The sequence below is a fragment of the Pseudoalteromonas luteoviolacea S2607 genome (genome assembly GCF_001625575.1).
GTDB classification, from domain to species: Bacteria; Pseudomonadota; Gammaproteobacteria; order Enterobacterales; family Alteromonadaceae; genus Pseudoalteromonas; species Pseudoalteromonas luteoviolacea_E.
The window spans coordinates 400,221-425,768 of sequence record NZ_AUXV01000056.1; the positions used below are offsets into that span (position 1 = coordinate 400,221).

18 protein-coding genes are annotated in these 25,548 nt (G+C 41.3%); 3 read left to right on the plus strand and 15 right to left on the minus strand.

Going from position 1 to position 25,548, the window contains the following annotated elements; all coding sequences use genetic code 11:
* Positions 1-110 precede the first annotated feature (110 nt).
* Positions 111-974, plus strand: a complete 864-nt coding sequence (locus tag N480_RS18860) for a Tim44 domain-containing protein (protein ID WP_063373979.1) — start codon at positions 111-113, stop codon at positions 972-974.
* A 114-nt stretch (positions 975-1,088) separates the two neighbouring features.
* On the opposite strand, the gene N480_RS18865 is transcribed toward N480_RS18860, so the two are convergent.
* The 9 genes from N480_RS18865 to N480_RS18905 form a co-directional block, all read right to left on the minus strand.
* On the minus strand, positions 1,089-1,952 hold the full coding sequence (locus tag N480_RS18865; protein WP_081231924.1) for a hypothetical protein: 864 nt from the start codon (positions 1,950-1,952) through the stop codon (positions 1,089-1,091).
* 4 nt (positions 1,953-1,956) lie between these two features.
* Positions 1,957-2,625: a response regulator gene (locus tag N480_RS18870; RefSeq protein ID WP_063373980.1), complete on the minus strand. Its 669-nt coding sequence runs from the start codon at positions 2,623-2,625 to the stop codon at positions 1,957-1,959.
* A gap of 73 nt (positions 2,626-2,698) precedes the next feature.
* Positions 2,699-4,261 carry an ATP-binding protein gene (locus N480_RS18875; protein WP_231102286.1) on the minus strand — a complete coding sequence of 521 codons (1,563 nt, stop codon included), beginning with the start codon at positions 4,259-4,261 and terminating at the stop codon, positions 2,699-2,701.
* 158 nt (positions 4,262-4,419) lie between these two features.
* Positions 4,420-4,716 carry a PilZ domain-containing protein gene (locus N480_RS18880; RefSeq protein WP_063373981.1) on the minus strand — a complete coding sequence of 99 codons (297 nt, stop codon included), beginning with the start codon at positions 4,714-4,716 and terminating at the stop codon, positions 4,420-4,422.
* Between the two features lie 9 nt (positions 4,717-4,725).
* The gene (locus N480_RS18885; protein ID WP_063373982.1) at positions 4,726-5,109 is read right to left on the minus strand and encodes a response regulator; all 384 of its coding nucleotides are present in this window, start codon (positions 5,107-5,109) and stop codon (positions 4,726-4,728) included.
* Between the two features lie 84 nt (positions 5,110-5,193).
* Positions 5,194-9,075: an ATP-dependent RNA helicase HrpA gene (gene hrpA, locus N480_RS18890; protein ID WP_063373983.1), complete on the minus strand. Its 3,882-nt coding sequence runs from the start codon at positions 9,073-9,075 to the stop codon at positions 5,194-5,196.
* A gap of 79 nt (positions 9,076-9,154) precedes the next feature.
* A complete protein-coding gene (locus tag N480_RS18895; protein WP_063373984.1) occupies positions 9,155-9,583 on the minus strand; it encodes a CBS domain-containing protein in 429 nt (142 codons plus the stop codon).
* An 88-nt stretch (positions 9,584-9,671) separates the two neighbouring features.
* On the minus strand, positions 9,672-10,670 hold the full coding sequence (locus tag N480_RS18900) for an isoaspartyl peptidase/L-asparaginase family protein (RefSeq protein WP_231102292.1): 999 nt from the start codon (positions 10,668-10,670) through the stop codon (positions 9,672-9,674).
* A gap of 300 nt (positions 10,671-10,970) precedes the next feature.
* Positions 10,971-11,681: a SapC family protein gene (locus N480_RS18905; protein ID WP_063373986.1), complete on the minus strand. Its 711-nt coding sequence runs from the start codon at positions 11,679-11,681 to the stop codon at positions 10,971-10,973.
* Positions 11,682-11,938: 257 nt separating this feature from the next.
* Between N480_RS18905 and N480_RS18910 the strand changes: the two genes are divergently transcribed.
* Positions 11,939-13,456 carry a tryptophan halogenase family protein gene (locus tag N480_RS18910; protein ID WP_063373987.1) on the plus strand — a complete coding sequence of 506 codons (1,518 nt, stop codon included), beginning with the start codon at positions 11,939-11,941 and terminating at the stop codon, positions 13,454-13,456.
* Positions 13,457-13,488: 32 nt separating this feature from the next.
* On the opposite strand, the gene N480_RS18915 is transcribed toward N480_RS18910, so the two are convergent.
* The 6 genes from N480_RS18915 to pgi form a co-directional block, all read right to left on the minus strand.
* Positions 13,489-14,919 carry a sulfotransferase family protein gene (locus tag N480_RS18915; protein ID WP_063373988.1) on the minus strand — a complete coding sequence of 477 codons (1,431 nt, stop codon included), beginning with the start codon at positions 14,917-14,919 and terminating at the stop codon, positions 13,489-13,491.
* Positions 14,920-14,928: 9 nt separating this feature from the next.
* Complete coding sequence (locus N480_RS18920; protein WP_063373989.1) at positions 14,929-16,473, minus strand: tryptophan halogenase family protein; 1,545 nt, start codon at positions 16,471-16,473, stop codon at positions 14,929-14,931.
* Between the two features lie 87 nt (positions 16,474-16,560).
* On the minus strand, positions 16,561-19,170 hold the full coding sequence (locus N480_RS18925) for a TonB-dependent receptor (protein WP_063373990.1): 2,610 nt from the start codon (positions 19,168-19,170) through the stop codon (positions 16,561-16,563).
* A 790-nt stretch (positions 19,171-19,960) separates the two neighbouring features.
* Complete coding sequence (pgl, locus tag N480_RS18930; RefSeq protein WP_063373991.1) at positions 19,961-20,671, minus strand: 6-phosphogluconolactonase; 711 nt, start codon at positions 20,669-20,671, stop codon at positions 19,961-19,963.
* Positions 20,671-22,143 carry a glucose-6-phosphate dehydrogenase gene (zwf, locus tag N480_RS18935; protein WP_063373992.1) on the minus strand — a complete coding sequence of 491 codons (1,473 nt, stop codon included), beginning with the start codon at positions 22,141-22,143 and terminating at the stop codon, positions 20,671-20,673. Before zwf ends, pgl begins: the two co-directional genes overlap by 1 nt.
* Positions 22,144-22,451: 308 nt before the next feature.
* Positions 22,452-24,098 (minus strand): glucose-6-phosphate isomerase, encoded by a 1,647-nt coding sequence (gene pgi, locus N480_RS18940; RefSeq protein ID WP_063373993.1) that lies wholly within the window; start codon positions 24,096-24,098, stop codon positions 22,452-22,454.
* Positions 24,099-24,482: 384 nt separating this feature from the next.
* Here pgi and N480_RS18945 point away from each other — a divergent pair, with 384 nt between their 5' ends.
* Complete coding sequence (locus tag N480_RS18945) at positions 24,483-25,544, plus strand: LacI family DNA-binding transcriptional regulator (RefSeq protein ID WP_063373994.1); 1,062 nt, start codon at positions 24,483-24,485, stop codon at positions 25,542-25,544.
* The last annotated feature ends 4 nt before the right edge of the window (positions 25,545-25,548 follow it).

Below are 25,548 nucleotides of genomic sequence, written 5' to 3' on the forward strand. Positions count from 1 at the left end.
AATAAGGCGCACTAAGCGCCTTATTTGTTCCTAAAACCAACCTAATTTAGTTCATTTCATCCGTTATTTTCTTTAAAATAACAGGCAGTATTTAAACTTAGAGGAAAACCATGAAACAATTTTTTGTTTTATTGACTATCGTTTCGATGTTGTTTGCAACAGCTTTTGATGCTGAAGCTCGTAAAAAGTTTGGCGGTAAAAAGAAAGGCAAAACACATCAGACATCCACTGTTCAACAAAAAAAGCAAGTAGATACAAAATCTCTTGCTGCTCAGCAAGGCGCTAAGAAAAAATCAAGCAAAAAAGGCATTATGGCAGGTGTTCTAGGCGGCCTATTGGCTGGCGGCCTAATTGCAGCAATGCTTGGTGATGACTTTGAAGGCTTCCAGTTCCTTGAAATGATCTTATTGGCAGTAGCTGCATTTGTACTGTTTAAAGTAATAAAGAGCTTTATGAGTAAAAAACAACAGCCGCAAATGGCTGGGGCGCCAAACAATTTTGGCCAACAATCGCAAAGCCAACCGTTTTCACAACCTCAGCAATTTCAGGCGAACCAAAACGCCGGAGGCTTTGGCGCTCAGCAAGAGGTACCGTTTAACTTACCACGTGATTTTGACGTAAACGGCTTCCTACAAGGTGCCCGCTCTCACTATCAAACCATTCAAACTGCGTGGAACAAAAAAGACTACGCGACAATGGCCGAATATTTAAGCCCAGAGCTAGTTGAAGAGTTCCGCCAAGAGCGTGAACAGCAGGGCGATGTTGCAACTGAAGTCATGTTTGTTGATGCTGAACTTGCTCGTGCAGACGTAAACGCTGATAAGTGGGAAATCAGTGTTATGTTTAGAGGTAAATACCGTGACTTGGGTGATATGCAAGAAGAGCCAATTCACGAAGTTTGGCACCTAGAACGCAAAACTCAGGGTGATGCCCCTTGGCTAATCGTAGGTGTTGAAGACCTAATTGATAGCTAACCAGCTTAAAAATTAATAAAGGCGCTATCGAGCGCCTTTATTATTTGAAGTAATATGATTACCGAGGGGTAATGACGGTATTAGTACAAACGATTTTGACATAATCAAACTTGCTCATTTATTTTTATCAGCTACCGCTTTTACATTGCGAGTTGCATCTAGCACCAATTCTAAATCACATAGTTCGGGTAGCTGCTCTATCCCCCATTGCGTTAATCGCTGATACGATTGGATAAACTCCTGTACTTGCTTGTGATCCATCCCTTTACCTGTTTTCATCACTAACTTTTGCTCTTGCTCCAAGCGCCAGTTATATACATGCTCAAAGCTATTACCATTTAAATATAGTAATTTATCGAACAAACTAAACAGATATTGATAATCTAAGGCTAAAAACTCATTAACTTGTTTTCGGTATTCTGACGTTGCATCTTGATGTACTTCAAACTGATTACATGCCTCGGCTAACAGTGCTTGTGGTTGAGCTGGTATACCCAGAAACCACCCTTCAATGATCAATACATCTATAGGATTGCTCACTCTCGTCCAAGCAGACTCAGGAAATGGGTTATCCGTTGACTTATCAAAGCGGGGAAGTACAAACGGCTCATTGCTTTTAAAGCTTTGGAGCACCTGTATAGCCCCTCTAACATCATGTGTTCCGGGTGCCCCTCGGGTTTCAAACGCGGGGTGATAATTGCTTGCTAAAGCCTTTCTTTGACACTGACTGAGATAAAAGTCATCAATTGAAACTGACTCTGCAAGAACACCATTTTCGCGCAGGTAGGCAACCATGTAGGCTGATAATGTTGACTTCCCACTTCCTTGGCATCCAGATATGGCAACAATCAACGGGGCTTCTGACTGCTCCATCGTTTTATCTAGCCAGGCCAACGTTTTTTGAACTTGCGTGACATAACCAAAGGGTAACTGAAAACTTTTGCAAAATTGCGCTTGCCAAGGTGCTAAACACGTCATTTATTTACGCTTCAAACTTATAACCAACACCATAAATCGAATGAATAAACTCGCAATCTGGTGCAATATCATGAAGCTTTTTACGGATCTTCTTTATGTGGCTGTCAATTGTTCTATCACTGACTACCCTATCGTCATCATAAATTGAGTCCATTAAACGTGCTCGATTGTAGACTCGCCCGGGGTGTTTGAACATTGTTTGTAACAGCATAAACTCCACATGAGTTAAATCTGTTCGCTTGCCTGCATAGTTAACAAACAACGTTTCTTCGTCTAAGTGCAGACCAGTCTGTATCGGCCCTGAGCCGTTTGTCCGTCTCAAAATCGCTTTAACTCGTGCTACAACCTCTTTGGGGCTATAAGGTTTACAGACGTAGTCATCCGCACCGACTTCTAGACCTAATAAACGGTCAATTTCTTCAACCTTTGCCGTAGTCATGATGATAGGCACTGCCGAATCTTTGCGAACTTGATTGCAAATTTGGATACCGTCCACCGATGGCAGCATCAAATCCAGTAAAATAATGTCTGGTAAGAAAGTACAAAAACGTTTAAGTGCATCAGCACCATCCATGACTATATCGTATTCATAGCCTGCTTGCTCAAGGTACTTACCTAGAATATTTGCGAGTTTTTCTTCATCTTCAACAATCAATACTTTTTGTTTTTTCATGTCAGTACCTTATTAATTTATTCGCTTTATATTGCTGATCTTGCGAATTTTTTGCATCGGGTAGTTAACTTTATTATTTAATCGGTAGTGTAATTTCAAAGTTAACACCTCCTAAATCACTCGATAGTGCATGAATTTGACCATTATGTGCCTGAACGATACTCGCACAAATAGCTAACCCTAGCCCAGACCCTCCAGACGCTCTATCTCTCGCTTGATCTACTCGGTACAATCTATCAAACAGCTTTGGCAACAAGTCCACTTCTACGCCTGGGCTACTATCTTGCCACTGGATACACACATTGCCTTTCTTTCTTTGTAAATGTACTTTAATGACACCCGGTTGCCCTAACTCGGAATCCGTATAGCGTAGCGTATTTTGCATTAAGTTATTAAACAACTGTGCCAAACGCGCTTCATCGCAATACAGTTCGATATCCGGTTCACCTGTAATTGACCATTCAAAATACTGTGTTTTTAACGTGGCGGCATGGGAGTCAAAAGTGTGTTGAACAATATCTATCAACGTACATTCGGCCATTTTATAGCTGAGAGAGCCTCTATCTGACATAGACAGTTGATGTAAGTCATCCACTAATTTGGTAAGCCTGTTAATTTCGTCGTATAGTGAGTTTAGCTGCTCTTCGTCAGTCTCAATGACGCCATCTATCATGCCCTCTAGTTCAGCTTTAAATACAGCTATGGGGGTTCGTAACTCGTGTGAAATATCCGCAATCCACTGCTGTCGAGAGCGCTGATTTTCAGCAAGTGTTAATGCCAGTGTATTTAGATCTCGCGCTAACAAACCAAGCTCATCTTTGCTGTGGGATTTGAAAGGTGGTTTATAATCACCAGAAGCTATCTTTTTTGCTGCACTTCGCAATGATAATACTGGCGCAACTAAAAATCGGCTAAATGGGATAGCTAATAAACTACTGACTAGCATAGCAACAATGGCAATACCTAAAAACCAGTGCTGCTGACGACTTGCAAATAATGCGTCTAATGAATTGCTTATCTCCATGCCATTAGCAATACCAATGTAGCCTAGTAGTTGCCCTGAATTGTCTTCGTTTTGATAAACTGGTTGCCACAATGCTGTATGTTTCGATTTTGGGCGACCGACTAGCATCGAACCACTCACAGATTTGAACACCAATCTAGCAGGGGATTTGTGTTTAGGCTTTGGCGGCCGACCTTCTCTGCTTTCAGACCCTCTTACAGGCTTTCCCTCGCGTCTTTCTTTGCTATGATGCTTGGGAGGTCCCCTTCTTGGCTTTTTCGCCATCTGCTCTATTTCTGCTTCTGAGCGGCCTTCAAATTCACCTACGAGTCTTGGCCATAGCGGGTTATGTCTAGAAACCCATTCCTCGCCATATAATGAAAAGTTGCTTCTAACGGTAGGCATAATCGCAACCAGTTTAGCACGGCTACTGTTTTGTAAATACTCTCGAAAGCTTTTTTCAAACGCCAGTTGGTTCGCGTAATAAACGGCCGAAATTAATACGGCGTTAACCAACAGCAAAATGGCTAGCAACTTTCGTCGCAAGGTAAGTTTCATCGCAACTCCATTGTTATTAAACAAGTTGGCTTTGGTACCAATGCTTACCTTTTTCGTCGCAAGTTGTTGTTCCATAAAATTTCTATTGAATTAAGTGACGGTCTTATCCATGAGGATTGGCAGCTAATAGTGAATACCAGATAAGCTGATCACATTATTTACCAAGAATGTGCAAAAACCGTGGAAGATGCAGAACGTAAAGCGAGCCAAAACTCGCTTTGTTCTTGATGAATTTAGTTAATTTGTACGATTTCTAAACCAATAATATAAGAGTCAGGTGAACTTTCCGCACTGCCACAGCGAACAACTTTGGCATTCGCGTTAAACGGCGGAATTGTCGCGCTTTTACTATTAATAAAAACGGTTATCAACTCGCCTACTTCGAGTGGGCTTTCGATTTCAACAGATAACCCTGTTGCACTTAAATCTTGGCACACACCGATGATTTTCTCCCCAGTTTGGCTAACTGTTAATTCTGCTTGAGCGTTAACCATCATGCGCATAAAGCGACGTTTGTCTTCATGGATCATAGTGAACTCCTAGACCATATTTTTTATTTTTTCCAAAAGAGATTGCATCGCAAATGGCTTTACTACATATTCATCGCAACCTGCTTCGTACCCTGCTTGTTTTTCCTGTTCAGACTCTAAACCCGATACCATCATTACTGGAATATCTTTGGTCTCAGGGGTGTTCTTTAGCATACGACATGTGTCGTAACCATCAAGGCCCGGCATACAAACATCGAGCAAAATGACATCCGGTGGATCTGCTATTGCATTAGATAAACAACTTAACCCTGATTCCGCATAACTGAATTTAAACGCATCCGACAAGGCCATAGATAACATTTCGTAATTGAAATACTCGTCATCAACAACCAATACGTGCGGTGTTCTACTCCGTCTTTGCTGCGTGGACATAGTCAATGCCGCTTCCTTCTCACAATCCAAAAATCATATCCTCTTATTAAGGTAATTGTCTCAAGGCAAAATGCAAGTCAATTCCTATAAATCCACTTCATTTAACGCATTGCTAACACGCTTAGCCGAAATTGGGTAAGGTGTACCTAATGTTTGAGCGAACAATGAGACTCTAAGTTCCTGTAGCATCCAAAAAATATGTAATAAATCTTGCGGTATTGGCATACCTTTGGGTACTTTGTTGTACTTTTGTAAGTACAGTTCAGATACTTTTTCGATTTCCAGCACGCATAACCTATCTCTATTAGGGTCTACAGGCAGCTTCTCTAAACGTTTTTCTATTGCTTTTAGATATCTCAATAAGTCGGTCATTTTATCTGCGCCATGCGCACTTACAAACCCTTTGAAAATGAGCGTTTCTAATTGAGACTTAATATCACCATGTGCTGTAATCATTGTCAGGTCAACGCGTCCTTTCATGCGCTTATTAACGGCATGCGCAATACTCAAAACCTGCTCAACCTGTGACGCAATCTCAACGACTTTATCGCCAAGCTCACCCCTTATAAACTCTTTTGCGCGCTCAAACTCATTTTCATCCCTAATCGCGTCAAACTTTCCTAGCAAGCTGTCTACACCAGCAGCTGTACAATCTGCAATTAAATCATGGATTTTTCCAAACGGATTAAAATATAGACCTAATTTGGCTTTATTGGGTAAATGTTGCTGCAAATATTTTACAGGAGACGGAATATTCAATAACACCAGCCTTCTTAGCCCAATTTGGTGTGCTTGTTTTGCCTTCTCTGGGTGATCAAATAAAGTTATGGCTGTGCTTTCTTTGTTGTCTACCAGTGCAGGAAACGCTTTTATCTCGTAACCACCCTGTTTCTTGGTATATTCTTCAGGTAGCGCACCAAACTGCCACTGTGTAATGCCCTCTTGCTCTATGCCTTTTTCAGCTACCTTAGATAGAGTTTGTGATACTTTCCCTTGTAGCTTTTCCTTTAAGGCACTTAATTCAAAACCGTGAGCAAGCACTTTTCCACTGTCATCAACAATCTCAAATTGCATTTTAAGATGATTTTCCAGTGCAGATAAATCCCAATCCGTTTCTTGTACTTTAACCCCTGTCATACGCAGTAATCGCGTCGCCAGTGAGTCTAGTAACGGGCCTCGCAATGGCTCAAAAGAGGCAAGTACCGCGTCTGCATAATTTGGTGCTGGGACGAAGTTCCTTCTTAAGTTTTTAGGTAGGCTCTTAATTAATGCACAGATCAATTCATGGCGCAGTGCCGGAATATGCCAGTCAAAGCCTTCAGGTTGAATTTGATTTAATAGTGCCAAAGGGATAATAACAGATACGCCGTCAACCGCTTTCCCAGGCTCAAAATGGTAGTTTAACGCTAAGGTTAAATTGCCCTGTTGCCATGTATCTGGATAGTCAAAAGCCGTGACTTTATCAGCGCCATGGCGCATGAGTGCATCTCGGTCCATGTGTAATACACGATTGTTGCTTTGTTTTTTCCACCAGTTGTTAAATGCCGCACGATTATTTACTTCAGCGGGAATACGTTCATCATAAAATTCAAACATCTGCTGTTCGTCAACCAAGATATCTCTACGTCTCGCTTTGTTTTCTAGAGATTGGATCTCTTCTATCAAAGATTGATTGTATTCCAAGAACAGGGCTTTTTGCCCTAATTGCTGGCCAATTAACGCTTCTTTGATAAATAACTCACGGCTAATTACAGGGTCAATCTGACTGTATACTGTGCGCTTTCTAGATACGATAGTCAGGCCGTATAACGTCTGTTGTTCAAACGCAATTACAGCCCCTTGTTTCTTCTCCCAATGCGGCTCACTGTAGCTGCGTTTAACCAAATGCTGCGACAAGGGCGCCACCCACGAGAGGTCAATTTTTGCGTTTATACGTGCATAGAGTTTACTGGTCTCTACAAGCTCTGCCGACATTAACCACTTAGGGCTCTTTTTAAATAAACCAGAACCTGGAAAAACATGAAAAATGCTGTTTCTGGCACCTTTATAGTGCTGTTTTTCATCTTTAACACCAATATGGCTCAGCATACCACTCAGTAATGCTTGGTGAATTGCTTCATAGCTTGCTTCATTGCCAGAGCCTTTCATATCCATTTCATCACATACTGTAGTCAGCTGGTAAACAATATCTTGCCACTCGCGAATACGCATATAAGCTAAAAAGTCTTTTTGGCATAGCTTTCTAAACTGACTTCTTGAGAGTGATTTTTGCTGCTCTTCTAAATACTGCCATAAGTTTAGAAATGCCATAAAGTCGGAGTTTGGATCATCAAAACGACCATGCTTTTCATCTGCCGCTCCGCGCTTTTCTTGCGGCCTTTCTCTCGGATCTTGAATCGACAGCGCTGCTGCGATAATAATAACTTCGGTTAATGCACCTTGCTCAACCGAAGACAGTACCATCTTAGCCAGACGTGGATCGATTGGTAAACGACTGAGCTTGCGGCCCGCCTGCGTGAGCTTTGCGTTTTCTCTGCGACTAGCCGCTTTAACAGCACCAAGCTCTTCAAGCAACGACATACCATCTTTGATGTTTCTGTTATCAGGCGCTTGAACAAATGGAAACTTGGCAATATCACCTAACCCTAACGCCAACATTTGCAAAATAACAGATGCGAGGTTAGTACGTAGAATTTCTGGATCTGTAAACTCAGGGCGTGATAAAAAATCCTCTTCAGAATACAAACGAATACAGATACCAGCTGCGACACGCCCACAGCGACCAGTTCTTTGGTTTGCACTTGCTTGAGACACAGCTTCAATAGGTAGCCTCTGAACTTTAGTACGGTAGCTGTAGCGGCTAATACGAGCAGTACCTGGATCGATAACATAGCGGATGCCAGGTACCGTCAAAGAGGTTTCTGCAACGTTGGTAGAAAGTACAATTCTTCGGTGGCTATGGGGAGCAAAAATACGATTTTGTTCAGCATTAGAGAGGCGAGCAAATAAAGGGAGAATTTCGACCCCTTTTAAATTGCGTTTACCGAGTGCGTCTGCGGTGTCTCTGATCTCTCGCTCACCATTCATAAATATTAGAATATCACCAGGCCCTGCGTCACAGAGTTCATCCACGGCATCAAATATACCTTGCAGTTGATCATTTTCAGCTTCGCTTTGCTCGCCAGATACATCGACAACGGGTCTGTAACGCACCTCAACAGGAAAGGTACGACCGGACACCTCAATTATAGGGGCGTCATTGAAATGCTGTGAGAATCGCTCAGGGTCAATCGTTGCTGAGGTGATAATAACTTTGAGATCTGGTCTTTTTGGCAGAAGGTTTTTTAAATAACCAAGGATAAAGTCGATGTTAAGGCTTCGTTCGTGGGCTTCATCAATAATGATAGTATCGTACTGATTTAAAAATCTATCTTGCTGTATTTCAGCCAGTAAAATACCGTCCGTCATCAATTTGATATAGCTTTTGTCGGAGACCTGATCGCTAAAGCGGATTTTGAAACCGACTTCCTCACCAAGTTCACACCCAACTTCCTCTGCAATACGGTTAGCGACACTTCGGGCAGCAAGACGTCTAGGCTGAGTGTGCCCAATATAACCATCGATACCACGACCAAGTTCCAAACAAATTTTTGGTAATTGAGTCGTTTTACCCGAACCAGTCTCACCAGCAATTATTACAACCTGATTGTTTGCAATAGCCTCTTTAATGTCGTCTTTCTTTTGGCTAACTGGTAGCGATTCTGGGTAGGAAACTTGGGGCAAACCTTCTTGCCTTTGGGTTTTCAATTGTTGGCTACGCGCAATGGATTCACTGATCTGAGCAACAACCTTTTGCTGTTTTTTCTCATCAGTGATTTTTTTCACACCTTGAAGACGTTTCTTAAATAAAAACTGATCCTTCTTTAAACAAAAAGGAATATCTGAATATAACGACTTTAAGTCCACTACACGACACCTTGAAAATTCCAAAATCGCCGCGTAGTCTATCAAAACCTCATGCTTCTACCCAAGGAAAAACAGACTTTTAAACAAATCTGTTCCCTGATTCGTAGGTGTCATGCAAATGTTTATCAAAAGCGAGTAAAACGTGAGCACGTGTTATGACCCCAATAAGTCGCCCATCTTCTTCGCAAACTGGGTAAAGCTTTGGTTTATCGTTCGACATCTTATCAGCAATTTGCAAAATACTGTCTTCGGGGTGAACACACACAGGGTTTTTGTTCATCACATCAGACACAATGCTATGCGACTCATTTTGATAGGTCGCTTCTAACATTTTTTTGATACAGTCCTGTTCAGACAAAAAGCCAATCACTTTGTGATTGTCGTCCAAAACAGGTCCTCCTGACTGACCGCTTTGTAATAGTTTTTCGACCGCCATTTCTATACGCATGCTTGCGCTAAATGTGACGGGTCTATGATTTAGATAATCTGCTACTTTAACTGATTGCATTATTTATTCCCCCAAATAAAACGCCAGCTACATTTATAATAGTAGCTGGCGTTGATAAATTTGCCTAAGAATCAATAACCGTTTATTTTTACTTAAAAATACCTACATAAGTCGGCGTAGAACTTGACTTACTAGCCCTATACATGCCTTTGGTGTTAAACGGCATGCTGATGTTGCCCTGACTATCGACAATTATAACGCCACCAGTACCGCCAGCTTGGAACATACGCCCAAATATCACTTCCTTGCCAGCTTGAGCGATAGACTTATTTTGATATTCCACTCGGGCACATATATCAGCTGCTACATTGTAACGAATAAAATACTCACCATGGCCAGTTGCTGACACAGCACATGATTGATTATCAGCAAACGTGCCCGCACCAATGATTGGTGAGTCCCCAACTCGTCCATATCGTTTAGCTGTCATACCTCCTGTTGAAGTACCTGCCGATAAGTTTCCATGTTTATCAACCGCTACTGCACCAACGGTGCCCATTTTAAACTCTGCTGGTAAAGACTGATGTGCCGCTTGGTAATCTTTAGTACCGCTTTCTTGTTGGCGTAGCTTTTCTTTAGCACGCAAGAGAGATTTATATCTATCAGGGGTATTGAAGTATTGTGATTTTACCAATTCAATACCTTGCTTTTTAGCAAACTCCTCAGCACCTTCTCCACTGAGCATAACGTGTACAGAGTTGTCCATCACTTCTCTAGCCAAATTAATTGGGTTTTTTACATGCTTAACACCCGATACCGCACCTGCTTGTCGGTTTCGACCGTCCATAATAGAAGCATCTAACTCATGACTCTCTTCATAGGTATACACAGCTCCCTTACCTGCGTTAAAAAATGGTGAATCCTCTAGGATATTGATCGCTTTTGTAATTGCATCTAAGCTATCACCGCCGTTTTCAAGCACCTTATACCCGGCTTCCACAGCTTCTTGAAGCTTTGCCCGGTATGCTTTTTCTTTTTCTGGCGTAAAACGGCTTTTCTCAATGGTACCAGCACCACCATGAATGGCGATTGCGATAGGTTGTTCCGCATGCTTTGCGACAGCCCCTGTACAAGCTAGCGTAAGCATTAGCCCCAATAAAATCTTATTATTCATTTTTATCCTTTTGTTGGATTTTTAACGCTATAACAATGCGCGTAAACACGAGACGAGGCAAGCTTTTGCGTTAAAGCACGGTGAAAATCGCCCAAACAAAGTGAATTGACGTTGAGTGACTGAACTAAGGCCTGTGTAAATAAAATCGTTGATTGCAACCATAGTGTAGCTTTTCGTGTAAACTAAACGCGGTTTAATATTGAGGCATAAAAAAACGCTTGCGGTGCAAGCGTTTCTATCTGTTCGTCAAGCTCACAAAGTGAACTTACCATATTAAGCTTCTGGTAGCTGAGCTTTAAGACGAGCTAGACGCGCTACTTGATGAGTTGAAGTCAAGAAAGCGAAAATAGGCGCTAGGTAACCGCGCTTACGTAGCTCTAGGTACTCTTCATCGCTAAGCTCGTTTAGTTTACGCTCATCTACTAAGTAAATGCCGTTGATGTCTTTTTTCTCACCAGCGATATCAACAGTTAAAGTCTGTTGTACTAGTAGCTCTTTATCAGCAAGGAACTGAGTAAATACTTCTGTTACACGCGCAAACTCAACATAGTTTACAAGGGCTTCTTTACGAGCCTGAAGGTACTCAGTTTCTTTGCCATCAGCAAATAAAGCGTTACCTTCTTCTTCACCAACTAATGGGCTTGCTTCGTCGATAACGATACCGAACTGATCTTCCTCAGGGTGCTTTACTAAACCGAAAGGGTAACGAGCAGCAGCTAGCGGTGCAAAACCTGCCTGCCACTTGCCGTCTCTAACATATAGGTTTTCACCAGGTTCTAAACCGAATAAAGCAACTGCTTGAAATTGACCAGTTTCAGTATTCTTAACAAATGCCATTGGGAACTCTGTTGCAACACGAGCAAACTCATGTGCAACAACTGGGATTAGGTGCTGAGATTTAAGAAATTCAACATTGATGCCGTTTTTAACTTTAATGTTGGCATGCTTCTCGTTGTGTAAAGGCTGCACTTGCTGCTCCGCCATAATACTACTCCATTCAAATTCGTAATTATTACTTTTAGTGGCCCTAAGGCTAATGGTTTTGAACACAAATTGGAAGTGAATTTATGAACTTCTCATTTATTTTACAAATGACCAAAAAGCTGCCGTAGAGTTTTTAGTCAACCTGCTGTGTTCTTCTTGCTCTATGTCAACAACTTAAAGTATGTAACATGAATTAAATGACATCGCTGTCTATACCTGTATACTTTGTTACAAGTTTGAGAACTGGAGTAACTATCATGTCTGAGCAATCGATAAAAAGTATAACTATTGTAGGCGGAGGCTCGTCTGGCTGGATGACAGCAGCATATCTAAACGAGTTGTACAATAGCAAATCACACAAGATCGACATTACGCTAATTGAAAGTAAAGATATAGGTATTCTAGGAGTTGGTGAAGCAACTGTGCACTCAATTCGATACTTCTTTGCAGCTATGGGGATTAACGAACAAGAACTAATGCGAGAAACCCAAGCTACCTACAAGTCAGGCATCATGTTCAGAAACTGGATGAAACCGACTGAGTCAGGCGAAACTCATGAGTACTTCCACCCTTTTGAGCAACAGCAACTCGGGTCAAATATTGATATTGCCACAGCTTGGCTCCTAAGTGATCGAAATAAGCAAGAGCGATATGATGAAGGCGTATGTTTAAGCTCCCACACCATCAAACACGCCCTATCGCCTAAGTTACCTAACTCAACCGGCTACAAAGCGCCCACACCATACGGATATCATTTAGATGCGACCCAAATGGCGCGCTTTTTAAAAACTAAATGCACTGCTGCGGGCGTAAAACACGTAGAAGCCACCGTAACCGATATCTCAGTTGCGAATGGAAATATCGATACAGTACATACCGAAAAGGGAGACTTTTCTGCTGATGTATTTATTGATTGTACGGGGTTTAAAGGCCTCTTAATCAATAAAGTTAGTACGAACAATTGGGAAAGCTTCGAGGAAGCATTACCTTGTAATAAAGCGGTTGCAATTCAAAGAAAGTTACCAGCAAATAAAACGCCGAACCCTTACACCGTTGCAACAGCTTTGAGTAATGGTTGGGTGTGGCAGATTGACCTCGCAAACCGTCAAGGCACTGGTTATGTATATGATGGAAACCGCCTAACTAAAAAAGAGGCTGAAGAAGAGCTCAAGTCTTTCCTCGGTGAAGAAAGTGAGTTCATCAAAACAACACATATAGATATGCAAATCGGCAGGCGCAAAGAGTTTTGGGTTGGTAATTGTATCTGTGTTGGTCTTTCAGGTGGTTTTATTGAGCCCTTAGAGTCGACAGGCTTGCACTTGATTAATCTTGGGGCACGATTACTTTCTACACACCTGACAGGAACACAGGTGCCACTATCGGTTAAAGACTCATATAACCGATTAATGAGGCATGCTTATGATGATTTAAAACAGTTTATTGTATTGCACTACTGCTTGACTGACAGAGACGACAGCGAGTTTTGGGTGCAAGCAAGAAAATCTGTTGAACATTGTCCAGAATTGATAGAAAAGTTAGCACTATGGCGTAATAAACCATGTGAATTCGCAGATATAGGCAGTGCGGGAACATCTTGTTTTACCGATGAAAACTATAGATATATTCTCTATGGCATGGGCCACGCCCCCAAGCTTAATATTGAATATGATTATTCAGAGCACGAAGCTGTTTTTGATGAACTGCAAAACAGGATAAAGCGACTCATCGGTTCAGTTATGACCCACGAAGACGCACTCAAGAGAATTAATAGCTAACAAATAGGAGGGTAGCACAATGATGCGCTACCCTATTTCAGTTTCCGTTGGTAAGGTGACAGATGCGTTTCATATTTACGCCATTTTTGAACTGACGATGTATATATTGGCTTTCTCACTTGCTGATCACTCACAGTATGAACAACTTTACTGCCTTCATAAAAATGTTCACAGCTTTGTTGATAATCCAGCCCTAAAAACGACAGTACTTCGCATATAACTTTTTTCGGGTTTGCGATAAGCGCTTCATACTCTAATGTAAAGATCGCCCCATTTGATGTATCTTCAAAAAAAGACATCAGTTTGTCGTACTCTATGTAATAGTCTGTTAAATCATCTAGACTATTGGCAAAGCCATTACCTAACCCAAAGTTCTGCTCATAACAACTCCATATAGTATCCATCGGCGAACGCCTACAATGGATGACTTTTGCGTTGGGGAAAACCTGATGTATCAGTCCAACAGCTTTGAAATTTTGTGGCATTTTATCCGTAAAGTAAGTAGCCGTTTGCAAGAACGCCGTATTCTCTAGGTATCGGTCAGCTACTTTATTTAATGCTTCGGTATTGATTTTGCCTAACCAATGTGGAAACGCAGTTCGAGGCACATATTTTGCCGCAACTTCAGCACTACAACGAGCAAACTCAAACAACTCATCTCCTGCTGTTACTTCACTATGTGCTGCGAGTATTTGCTCAATCAGTGTCGTCCCACTTCGGGGCATTCCTACAATAAATATTGGCTGTGCAGAAGAATTATCACTTTTATCTAATTCGGAATGTGAGAACTTCTTTTTAATTGCGCGCAGTGCTTCCAATTCATCAACGCCATTATAAGGCACTATCTTGCGCTGTATTTCATTGGCTTTATGTAACCAGTGGACGTATTCGTCTGGACTACTTGAAAGCTGTTTGGCAATGGCAAATGCATAAAACGCTTTGTCTTTATTACTTTCTGCGTTGGAGAAACGTTCTTTCAGGTTGTGAGTGTGTAAAAGATCCTTGCCCGGCTGCGCTCGCACTAGATTATATGAAGCCTCTGAAAAATCGGGTTTGATCTCTAAAGCACTCTTGAAACACACTGAGGCTTGTTCTAGCTCTCCTATTTCTCGATATAAAATACCAAGCTGGTTGTGTATCGAAGCTTTATCAGAATGGTATGCCAACGCCTGTCGCAGCAAATTAATAGCATTCGTATGCTGTTTAAGCGAGCGATAGCTATGCGCCAAAAACTTATACCCAGATTCAAAAGAGGGGGACTTCTGCATAACCTTAGCCATCACACCTACAAAATGGCTATAGCGTCCGGTTTGATAGAGCCACATCAATCCCTGTTGTAATGTTGCTACTGATGCACCTTGAACAAGCAACCCTTCTATCTGTTTCGCTACGTTTAAGCTATCTTCGTTTATAAGCGCCGATTTTAATGCTTCGTAGCTGGTTTTGCTGTGTGAACTTTCCATTTTTTTGGGCTAAACCTTGCTCAAACCAAACTGATTAATCTTCTCCAACAGCGTCCTATTTGGCTCTAACTGTTTTTCAAGGCTCTGAGCATACCTTACGATTTCTGCCACTTCTTTTCTCGCCAGTTCTTTTTGTTGGTATATACATGATAATGCAGAAATGTCTGTGTCAAATTCCATTCCATATAAAACATATAAATAATTTTCGAGGTTAAAAACTTCTAAAGTAGAACTAAAGTCATAAGCCTTCGGTATTTGATATCGCCACAGTGTTAACTTTTCTTGCAGAGATTCAGGAATTGAACTCTTACAGCGATTATCCAACCAAAACTGTGAATCGCTTCTCTTAGAAATGCAGTAATGAAGCTTGATAAAGTCGATAACCTTGTCCCACATATGGCTTACTCTTCGGTTGAATGCTTTTGCGTTCGCTTCCATCGCTTTATGCTCAAATGTGAACTGCTCTGCTAGCATTCTAGCGGTGATATCGAATACTAAAAGGCCTGTGGCTTCTAGTGGCTCTACAAAGCCTTGCGCAAGGCCCATCGCCACGCAATTCTTTGTCCACGCTTCTTCTCGATACCCAATCTTCATTGAAATCTTTCTCGCGTCGACTTGCTCATCAGGCATTTTCAAATAGTCAGATAGATCGCGTAAGGCTTGTTCGTCAGAAGTGTGACTGCTAGAGTAAACATGGCCTATTCCGCGCCTAGAGGTTAAACCGATGTCCCAAATCCAGCCATTTTTTTGCGCTGTGGACAGGGTGTAGCTGGGGATAGACTCATTTTCTTTGCCATAAGGAACTTGAATTGCCAGTGCGCTATCCACAAACAAAGTATCTTTCTTATCCACAAAAGGCACATTTAAAACACCACTGCTTAACTTTGCACTAAACCCAGTGCAATCAAGAAAGAAGTCCCCCTCAATTTCACCAGCTTCAAGGGTTTCAATAGAAGTAATTTCGCCGTTAGCGCCTACGTTCGCCTGCTTCATTGTTGCCGAAATATAGTTAACACCCAACACTTCGGTAGCGTGCTTCTGGAGCATATTCGAAAATTTACCAGCATCTAAGTGGTAAGCGTAATTTGAGATCCCTTGAAACTCTGTGTGAGTAATCGATTTAGGCGCTAAGTTAGCGTTGCAAACGTGGCTTTGGAAACCGACTAACTCTGAATAACTATTAAAATCTTCAAATGCCCCAAGTAAGTAATATGCACTGAGGTCAAATTTCTCTAAAAATGGATAATCAAAAGGGTGATAGTATGCGTGTTGCTTAACATCAGGGTTGTTTAACCAATTTACAAACTTAATTCCTTGTTTGAAGGTAACATCGCACTCTCTGATAAACTGGGTTTCGCTGATACCCAAATATTGCAGTGTACTCCTCATCATGGGAACAGTCCCTTCGCCAACGCCTATTGTGGGAATATCGGGGGACTCGACAAGTGTCACTTCCACCTGTGAGGTATTGTAAGGTTGTAACTTTTTGGCTAAATGGTTGGCAGCGAGCCACCCAGCTGTCCCCCCACCTACTATTACGATTTTCTTTATCACAGCTTCTCCAGAAAATTGTATTTCGTTTTACTCAGAAACTAAAAAAGGGAGGTAACCTCCCTTTTTCTTAGACCACTCTAATAAAAATTAGAAGCGGAAGCTAGCACCTACTGAGATTAAACGAGGCATTTCATACGCGTATACTGGGAAGCCGCGTGTAAAGCCTGTGTACTCTGAGTAGAAGTTGTTATTACCTTCTTGAATAGCATCTTCTTCAAGTAGGTTTACAACTGAAAGTCTTAGGTCGATATTTTCAGTAACATGCCAAGTCGCGCTTAGGTCAAGTGTACCGTAGTCATCATGAAGTCGGTTACCATATGCACCCACATCACGGATCATGTACTCTGAACGCCAGTTGTAAGAAGCACGAACTTCAAACATCTCGTTCTCATAGTAACCTGTTATGTTGTACGTGTGACGAGAGCTGTCAGCAAGTACTGGGTTTTGGTCAGGGAACAACATCTTGTCAGATACTGAAGTCTCTGTGTAAGTATAGTTATAAACCGTACCGAAACCGTTACCAAAGTCTTGCTGGTACTGGAATTCAATACCTTCAACATTTGCAGAACCTTGGCTACGCTTCTCTTCAACCGTCCATCCGAACGCTTGTTCTTCAGCGTTTAGAGGGTAATCGATTTCAGCAGCTGTTGCTTGACGTTGAGATACTGACATGAAGTTTTTAACATCCTTCATGAAGAAACCAACAGAAACTAGAGAGCTTTCGTTGAAGTAGTATTCAACACCTAAGTCAAAGTTATTAGCAATAAATGGCTTAAGACCTACGTTACCAACAATCCAGTTTTGGTTGTTTGGTACGTTATCATTTGCACCCGTTACATTAGGGTTAACGTACATATCAACGTACTGAGGACGAGATAGTGTGCGAGAAGCTGCAACACGTAGAATTACGTCTTCAGTTAAGTCAAATGCCACGTTAGCACTTGGTAAGAACTCAGAGTAATCAGCATCAGACTTTTCACGTGCACCGTCTAGGTAGTAATGAGATGTTGCATCTGTAGAGACGTAACGAATACCAAAGTTACCGCGAGATGAGTCAGTTGAGAAGTTAGCCATTACATAAAGTGCTAGGTTATCTTCTTCAATGTGGCTGTATGCACCAAGATCTTCAGTTTCACCAGTAACTGCTGCTTTAGCCGCATTAACGAAAGTAGCACTATCGAACTTCGTCATTTGGTAATCACCAAAGCCAATGTCGATCTTCTCACCTGTTAGTGCAGACGTATCAAAGTAAGGGTCGAATGAATCTGGTGTAATAAACTCATAACGACGGCTTGTTGTTTCGTGCGTAGAGTAACGTAAACCAGTCTTAAGAGATGTGATAGGACCAAAGTCAACTTCAAACTTTGCATCTGCTTGGAAGTATTGCTCTTCATCAGTCTTAGGCGTTCTGTTCATACGAGAACAGTGTGATGCATTTGTTTGACAGCTCGCTATTGCTACGTGTGAAGGAACGTAGTCTGCAATCGAAGCGCCACCAATACCATTAGGAAGATTCCAAGTTTGGTTACCGTTTGAGAAATCGTAAGTACCATCTACAATTGGAGTTCCTGACTCAGGTGCTCTGCCATTTGCATCAAATACTTCAATTTCAAAGTCAGTACCACCAGTTGATGAAGTATCACCAGCTTGGAAGCTTAATTCGTAGCCGTCGCCTTTGTATTCTACTTTTAAGTCGTAAACCTCTGAGCTCATTGTCGCTTCACGAGGACGAGCCTGCCAGAAACCAACGTTTAGAGGACCACGAACTGGCGTGCCTTCGATGAATGCTTCCGATTCGCCACCACCCCAAGTCGTATCTGCTTGAGTTAAGAAAAGAGCATAGTTTACGTTGTTAGCTTCCATCTCCATATCCATCGCATTGAATGTAATATCCCATTCATCCGACGGTGCAAATTGGAAAGTCGCAGCATATGCATTACGCTTACGTTCTTGCTCGAAAGCTACAGGGCCTGCACCCCATTGCCAGAAAGCTTCATTACCTTGACGTTGCAATTCACGCTCTTGAGAAACAGCAGCGATTAAAACACCAAAGTTTTCATCATCATTTTTCCAACTTGCTAGACCAGAAAGTTGAGGTGAAGTCGTATCTGAATCACTAGAGTGTAACGCTTCTACTGAGCCGTAAACAGTTAGAGGATCTAAATCAAGTGGCTTACGTGTATTAACAACAACTGTACCACCTACACCACCTTCTAATAGATCTGCTTGAGAAGATTTATAAACTTCTAAGCCGCCTACTAGTTCTGATGGTAATAGAGAATAGTTAAAAGAACGTTTAGCAGGCTCAAATACGAACCAGCCAGTAGATGCTACATTTTGTCCGTTTAGAGTTGTCAAAGTTAGGTCGTTACCAACACCACGGATTGAAACCGCAGCACCTTCACCCCATTGACGCTGAACTGTTACACCAGGAATACGCTGTAGTGACTCTGCAACGTTTTTATCCGGCATTTTACCGATGTCTTCAGCTGTTACAGCATCGACTACTGAATCTGAAAAACGTTTTGTATTTAGTGATGCTTCTAAAGAGCGGCGGATACCGCGTACTTCAATTACTTCTACGTCTTCTTGAACTTGATTGCCGGTTTCAGCAACTGCTACACCAGATACGCCTGCGGTTAACGCAAGACCAATGTTTGCAGCTAGTAAACTTTTCTTAAAATTATTAGCTAACACAGGATTCCCCTTGAATCATTTTGTTGGTTTTTAAATCACTTCTGCCCAGTGATGATGACAACGCTGTCATCTAATAACAAACCATACACCCAAAATTACATAATCGCTACATGTTTTTTGTCTTAACACTTTAAAATTTTTCATTTCAAAAGCTAAAAGCCTAAAAAATAAAGGATTATTTTGGATTTGGATATACTTTGTTACAAACGAGTATTAATATACCACAGGAAAAGGATAAATCTGTAGTTTCTGAGGTGATTGATACAAATTTTTTGTATCTAATTTAAGAACTGCGTATTTTTAATGCAGCTTTTTGAAGAGTTTACCAAAACAATAGCCTGGGCAGAAGCTGTTCAAGGTGATAAACATTCTCAATGACAACGCTGTCATTTTAGTTTATTTGTACGCTCGTGTCTAGTAAAAGCTGTACTTCAAGAATACTTGCAGCAGATTTAATAAACGCTGAAAAACTGACTGTAAAATTAATTAGTTACCTACCCCACCCTCTTTCTCAATTAGACTATTAGCAACAATAATCAGTAAAAATACTTTCATACTGCCTTTCCTGCATATAACTTTTCATAATAAAGTATGTAAATAATAAGGCACAAATGTAATTAAATCAGTAATAGGTACGAAATTAATTCAATAAGGTGGTATGCACAGTACAAAAGACTAATAACAAGTTGTACTTAAAAGACGCAAAAGAAGAAAAGTTGTGAAAAGATTTTTTGTATAGAGAAGAAGAAAGAAAAAGCACCCTACCAAGGTGCTTTTTTGTATGTTGTACTTATGGGCACCAAAACACGCTTAGGTTTAAATCGGGTAAGCCTAAAACAGCCCTTAGCGGAATATCAAATTCAGAACCAGGCTGTTTAGCCTCTTCGTAGATTTCACGCTTTGCATCACCGCTTATCAACAAAATTGCGTGTTTTGTATTCGCAATACCACAGAGCGACAAACTCATTCGCTCAGTAATACTTCCAGTAACTTCGCTTTGAATTGCATTGATTGCACAAACAAGCTGCTCGGTATGTAATGCTGACTCTAATCCGCTGGCATTAGGGAATAAAGAAGCGGTATGTCCATCCGGTCCCATCCCTAAAATAGTCACATCAAAAGGCTGCTTCAAAGATTGGTATTCACCCTCGACAGCAGCTTGACCAAGCTCTGCCGACTCAGCACTGTTTTTCATCGTGACGAAATCTGCCGTAGATGCATTGTTTTGCAATAACGTTGAAATAATAAATGCTTCGTTTGATTTTTCATGAGTCGGCTCAACCCACCTTTCATCTACCATCGCAACCGTTACTTTACTCCAATCAAGATCCAAATTTGATAAACGCTTATATGCAGGTGCAGGTGATGATCCACCTGATACCAACATGCTCGCCTTACCATCTGATTGCAGTGCAGTGCTGAGTGTATCTTCGAGAAGAGAAGCCAAGTGCTCAGTCATTTCGTCTTTTGAATCAAAGAACTTTTCGTTTAATAGTGCCATTAATTGTTTTCTCCAACATTGAACCAAGCGTGGTTTTTCTCTGCAAGTAACTCATCAGCTGATTCAGGACCCCAAGAGCCCGCACGATACAATGCTGGAGTGCCCTTCTCTTGCCATCTAGCAATGATCGGATCAATCCATTTCCAAGCTTGTCTAACTTCATCCCTATGTATGAATAAAGACGGGTTATTAGCGGCTGCATCAAGCATTAGACGTTTGTATGCATCAGAATGGAACCCATTACTGTATTTTTCGCTCAATTCGATATTTAACGTCACAGGCTCTAGCTGCATATCAAGGTTATCTAACCGCTTGGACATCAGCGTAAGCTGGATACTTTCTTCTGGTTGCAATCTGATAATCAATCTATTTGGTAAAATAGGCCCAACTTTATCGTCGTATACATTGTGAGATACAGGCTTATATTCAACAACAATTTCGGCACAACGCTGTTTCATGCGTTTGCCTGTACGAAGATAAAAAGGAACGCCTGACCAACGCCAGTTTTCAATGTGCGCTCGAATCGCAACAAATGTCTCTGTTTTGCTTGACCCTTCGCCAAGTTCTTCCAAATAACCTGGTACTAGATTACCATTTAAGTCGCCTGGGACATATTGGCCTCTGACTACATTTTCGTCGACTAACTCATCGGTCAATGGTCGAAGTGCTTCCAAAACTTTTAGTTTTTCATTACGTATGCTGTTCGCATTGAGCTTATGAGGAGACTCCATAGCGACAAGACATAATAGCTGCAACAGATGGTTTTGTACCATATCGCGAAGTGCTCCGGCTTTATCATAGAAGCCAGCTCTACTTTCTAAGCCAACAGTCTCAGAAATACTGATTTGAATATTGTCGATTGTTTTAGCATCCCAAAGGTTTTCAAATAAAACATTTGAGAACCTCAATGCCATAAGGTTTTGAACCGTTTCTTTTCCAAGATAATGGTCTATTCTGAATATTTGTTCCTCTTCAAAGTATTCCGCTATTTTAGCGTTAATTTCTTCCGCTGACTCACCACAGTAGCCAATTGGCTTTTCAACAACTACACGAGAGTTTTTAGAAATGAGGGATTTTTTAGAAAGAAGTTCACAACATGTGCCATATACAGCAGGTGGAAGGGATAAGTAGAATACTCTGGATTTATCTTCGTCATCTGACGCGAGTATTTCTCTTAGTAAATCCCAGTTGTCGTCTGCTTCTGTGACATTTACAACAACAGGTACGAGGTACTTGGCAAATTCATTCCAGTCTTTATTGTTGTATTCATCGTTGCCGAGGTACTCTTGAAGCGCTTTATGTGCCGTGTCTATATATTCATTTTTTTTACTTTCTTCTCGAACAGTCGGCAATATGCGGGTACCCTGAGGCAAGTTGCCTTCTTGATATGCTCTATACATTGCGGGCAACAATTTTCTCAACGCTAAGTCGCCGCCCCCACCAAAAATTACGATATCAAAAGGATTAAGCATAATTATATCTCACAAGGTTAGGCGCGCGATCATAGTGTGAAGAGAACACGCGCGATAATCAAAACCGTTTGGTGTTCAATGCTGAATAGACCAAACTCTACTTCTTTTAGGTTTGAATTCGTTCGCAGATTATTTTACTTACTTACAATTATGTGGAAAAGCAAATTAAGTAAGTTGTATTCAAATTATTTTTAAAATGAGTCTTAGGGGCTCTGTAATTCCTCTCACAAAAATACAGGCCCTAAGTACTCCAGCGCTACCCGTTCAAAGGTATTCTTTACAGTCCAAGTCATCTAAAAACGACTTGCTTATTTATTTCTCTGTTGTTTGTAATATGCAATTAAACCAGACGTTGAACTATCATGTTCGTGAACCACATCGTCTTGCGTGAGTTCAGCTTCAATATTATTTGCCAACCCTTTTCCGAGCTCAACACCCCATTGGTCGAAAGAACATACACTCAAAATGATGCCTTGGCAGAAAATTTTGTGCTCGTACATTGCTATCAATCGGCCCACGGCCTTTGCATCAACTTTATCAAGGATAATCGATGTTGTTGGACGATTACCTTGGTGTATTTTATGTGCCACGAGTTCTTCGATTTCTTGCTCAGATTTACCCTTTGCGAGTAAATCGGCGCGCACCTGCTCTTCATTTACACCAGCCATCATTGCTTCTGTCTGCGCAAAGAAATTAGACAACAATACATCGTGATGTTTGCCTAACGCAATTTGCGGTTCAACTGACGCAATAAAGTCGGCTGGTACAATGACATTACCTTGGTGTAAGCATTGATAGAATGCATGCTGACCATTAATACCCGTCATGCCCCAAATAATTGGTACAGTTGTATACGGTACAGTCTGACCATCAAATGTTACATGTTTACCATTACTTTCCATCTCACCTTGCTGTAAATAAGCAGGTAACATGTGAAGCGCCTGATCATAAGGCAATATAGCCTGAGATGAGTGCCCTAAAAAGCTTGTATTCCAAACACTTAACAAAGCCATAATCAAAGGTACATTATGTTCAAACTCTGCCGTTTTGAAGTGTTCATCTACTTCAAAAGCACCTTCAAGCACTTCAATAAATTTATCAAAACCTAGATACAAAGCGATTGGTAAACCTATTGCACTCCATAACGAAAAACGACCGCCTACCCAATCCCACATTGTAAATACATTTTCGTCTGCAATGCCGAATTCGCGCGTTTTTTCTAGGTTGGTACTCACAGCCACAAAATGCTTCGCAATCGCGCTTTTTTCTTGTGCGCTTTCCAAAAACCAACTTACAGACGAGCGAGCATTGTTCATCGTTTCAGAAGTTGTGAATGTTTTTGACGAAATGACAAACAAAGTTGTTTCTGCGTCTATTTTTTTCAATACTTGGGCTAATTGGACACCATCAACATTAGAGACGTAGTGAACATTCAATGTATCATCTGCGTACGCACTTAGCGCTTCAGTCACCATTTGAGGCCCTAAATTCGAGCCCCCAACACCGATCGCAACCACATCTTTAACAGCTTTGCCAGTGTAGCCTTTCCATTCACCACTTCTAACGCGCTCTGAAAAGCCTTTAAGCTTATCCAATTCTGACTGAACTTGCTCAGTGACATTAACACCATCAACAAGAATTGGTGTACCAGCTCTATTTCTAAGCGCAATGTGCAATACAGCGCGGTCTTCGGTGAAATTTATCTTTTCACCAGAGAACATTTTGTCACGCCAAGCTGCTATCTCAGATTCTTTCGCTAGGTTTACTAACTGCTCGAACGTAGCATCATCCAACAGTTGTTTAGAGAAATCAAAAAGTACCCCAGGAATATGTCTAGAAAACTTATCAAAACGTCCTGAGTCATTGTCAAAAAGCGTTTTTAAGTGCTGTTTTTTTAGTCTTTCTGACGATGTAGTTAATGCTTGCCAACTGTGTAACGATGTACGGCAATTCATAAATTTTTCCCCTAGCGATGATTGTCTGCAAAATACAAAGCCTGCACACAATAAACATAATCGAGCGTTAACCATAAGTTAAAATGACAACGCTGTCAAACTTCATGTTTCTCATTTTACTTTCCTTATGATAACCGATTTTTTCATTTTTGACACCGGTATCATAAAATATTTTAGAGATATTCAGTTGTGGTTAAATTTAACGCACAATACTAATCAAATTAATTTGATCGTTTCCTGAAAAGCGGAAATATACTATATTGCGTTTAAATTATTAAACGTGTCATTCGTTTCGAGTGTGAAGCCCACTATTTTCAAGGCTAAACCGCAGTTACCCATATTTTGGCGATACAAAACGCCTTGTGATCTCATAGAAGAAAAAAAATGAAAGTAACCATCAACGACGTCGCTAAACATGCTGGCGTTTCAATGAAGACAGTATCGAGGGTTATAAATAAAGAACCTTCGGTTAGAAAGAAAACCTACGATATTGTTATGCAGGCCGTAAAAGAGCTGAACTATCAGCCAAACACCGCTGCAAGAAACTTAGCAGGTACATCTTCATTCGCTATTGGATTAGTCTATGACAACCCAAACGCCTACTATATTATCGACATGCAAAATGGTGTGCTTTCAAGATGTAAAGAAGAAGGCTATGAGCTAGTCATACACCCCTGCTCCGCCAGCGATCCTGACATGCAGCAAGAAATCGCAACGATGATCCAGCGTTCGAGACTAGCAGGACTCGTTCTTACTCCGCCTCTATCTGAGCAAAAGCACATCATACAGATGCTTGACGACCTTGGGATTGCTTACGTAAGGCTTCTTTCAGGCCAAAATCATGCCCTAGAAAATGATCAAGACTCAACAACTGAGCATAAAAACAACAACTGTATCTATGTCGATGACTATGCCGCTGCCTACGAAATCACAGAGCATTTAATTAATTTAGGGCATAAAACTATTGCGTTTGCATGTGGTGATGCTGAGCACAAATCAACAACTGAACGATTAGCTGGCTACAAGCAAGCATTAAATGACAATCAACTCGAATTTAGTGATGCACTTGTATATGGCGGGACTTACTCTTTTGAGTCGGGCGTTGAGGGTGCTAAAGCGCTGCTAAAAAATAATAACGAGTCTGGTATTACCGCGATTTTGGGCGGGAACGATGAAATCGCTGCTGGTGCATTATTTGCGTCTCGACTAATGAATATTGCTATTCCTGAGCAGCTCTCTATATCAGGGTTTGAGGATTCTCCCTTCTCTAGGCAAACGTGGCCGAAGCTGACAACTGCGCACCAAGCAAACAGCGTTATTTCTGAACACGCCGCGCGCTTGCTGTTTTCTAAAACTAGAGGCAGCCGCTCCCATGACAAAGACATTATAACTACATTTACACCTACGGTTGTTATTAGAGAAAGTACAGGCCCGGCCCCTAAGTAATCTC

Coding starts and splice junctions, on each gene's coding strand:
- N480_RS18860 (WP_063373979.1), top strand. CDS start 111: ATGAAACAATTTTTTGTTTTATTGACTATCGTTTCGATGTTGTTTGCA.
- N480_RS18865 (WP_081231924.1), bottom strand. CDS start 1,952: ATGACGTGTTTAGCACCTTGGCAAGCGCAATTTTGCAAAAGTTTTCAG.
- N480_RS18870 (WP_063373980.1), bottom strand. CDS start 2,625: ATGAAAAAACAAAAAGTATTGATTGTTGAAGATGAAGAAAAACTCGCA.
- N480_RS18875 (WP_231102286.1), bottom strand. CDS start 4,261: ATGGAACAACAACTTGCGACGAAAAAGGTAAGCATTGGTACCAAAGCC.
- N480_RS18880 (WP_063373981.1), bottom strand. CDS start 4,716: ATGATCCATGAAGACAAACGTCGCTTTATGCGCATGATGGTTAACGCT.
- N480_RS18885 (WP_063373982.1), bottom strand. CDS start 5,109: ATGTCCACGCAGCAAAGACGGAGTAGAACACCGCACGTATTGGTTGTT.
- N480_RS18895 (WP_063373984.1), bottom strand. CDS start 9,583: ATGCAATCAGTTAAAGTAGCAGATTATCTAAATCATAGACCCGTCACA.
- N480_RS18900 (WP_231102292.1), bottom strand. CDS start 10,670: ATGCTTACGCTAGCTTGTACAGGGGCTGTCGCAAAGCATGCGGAACAA.
- N480_RS18905 (WP_063373986.1), bottom strand. CDS start 11,681: ATGGCGGAGCAGCAAGTGCAGCCTTTACACAACGAGAAGCATGCCAAC.
- N480_RS18910 (WP_063373987.1), top strand. CDS start 11,939: ATGTCTGAGCAATCGATAAAAAGTATAACTATTGTAGGCGGAGGCTCG.
- N480_RS18915 (WP_063373988.1), bottom strand. CDS start 14,919: ATGGAAAGTTCACACAGCAAAACCAGCTACGAAGCATTAAAATCGGCG.
- pgl (WP_063373991.1), bottom strand. CDS start 20,671: ATGGCACTATTAAACGAAAAGTTCTTTGATTCAAAAGACGAAATGACT.
- zwf (WP_063373992.1), bottom strand. CDS start 22,143: ATGCTTAATCCTTTTGATATCGTAATTTTTGGTGGGGGCGGCGACTTA.
- pgi (WP_063373993.1), bottom strand. CDS start 24,098: ATGAATTGCCGTACATCGTTACACAGTTGGCAAGCATTAACTACATCG.
- N480_RS18945 (WP_063373994.1), top strand. CDS start 24,483: ATGAAAGTAACCATCAACGACGTCGCTAAACATGCTGGCGTTTCAATG.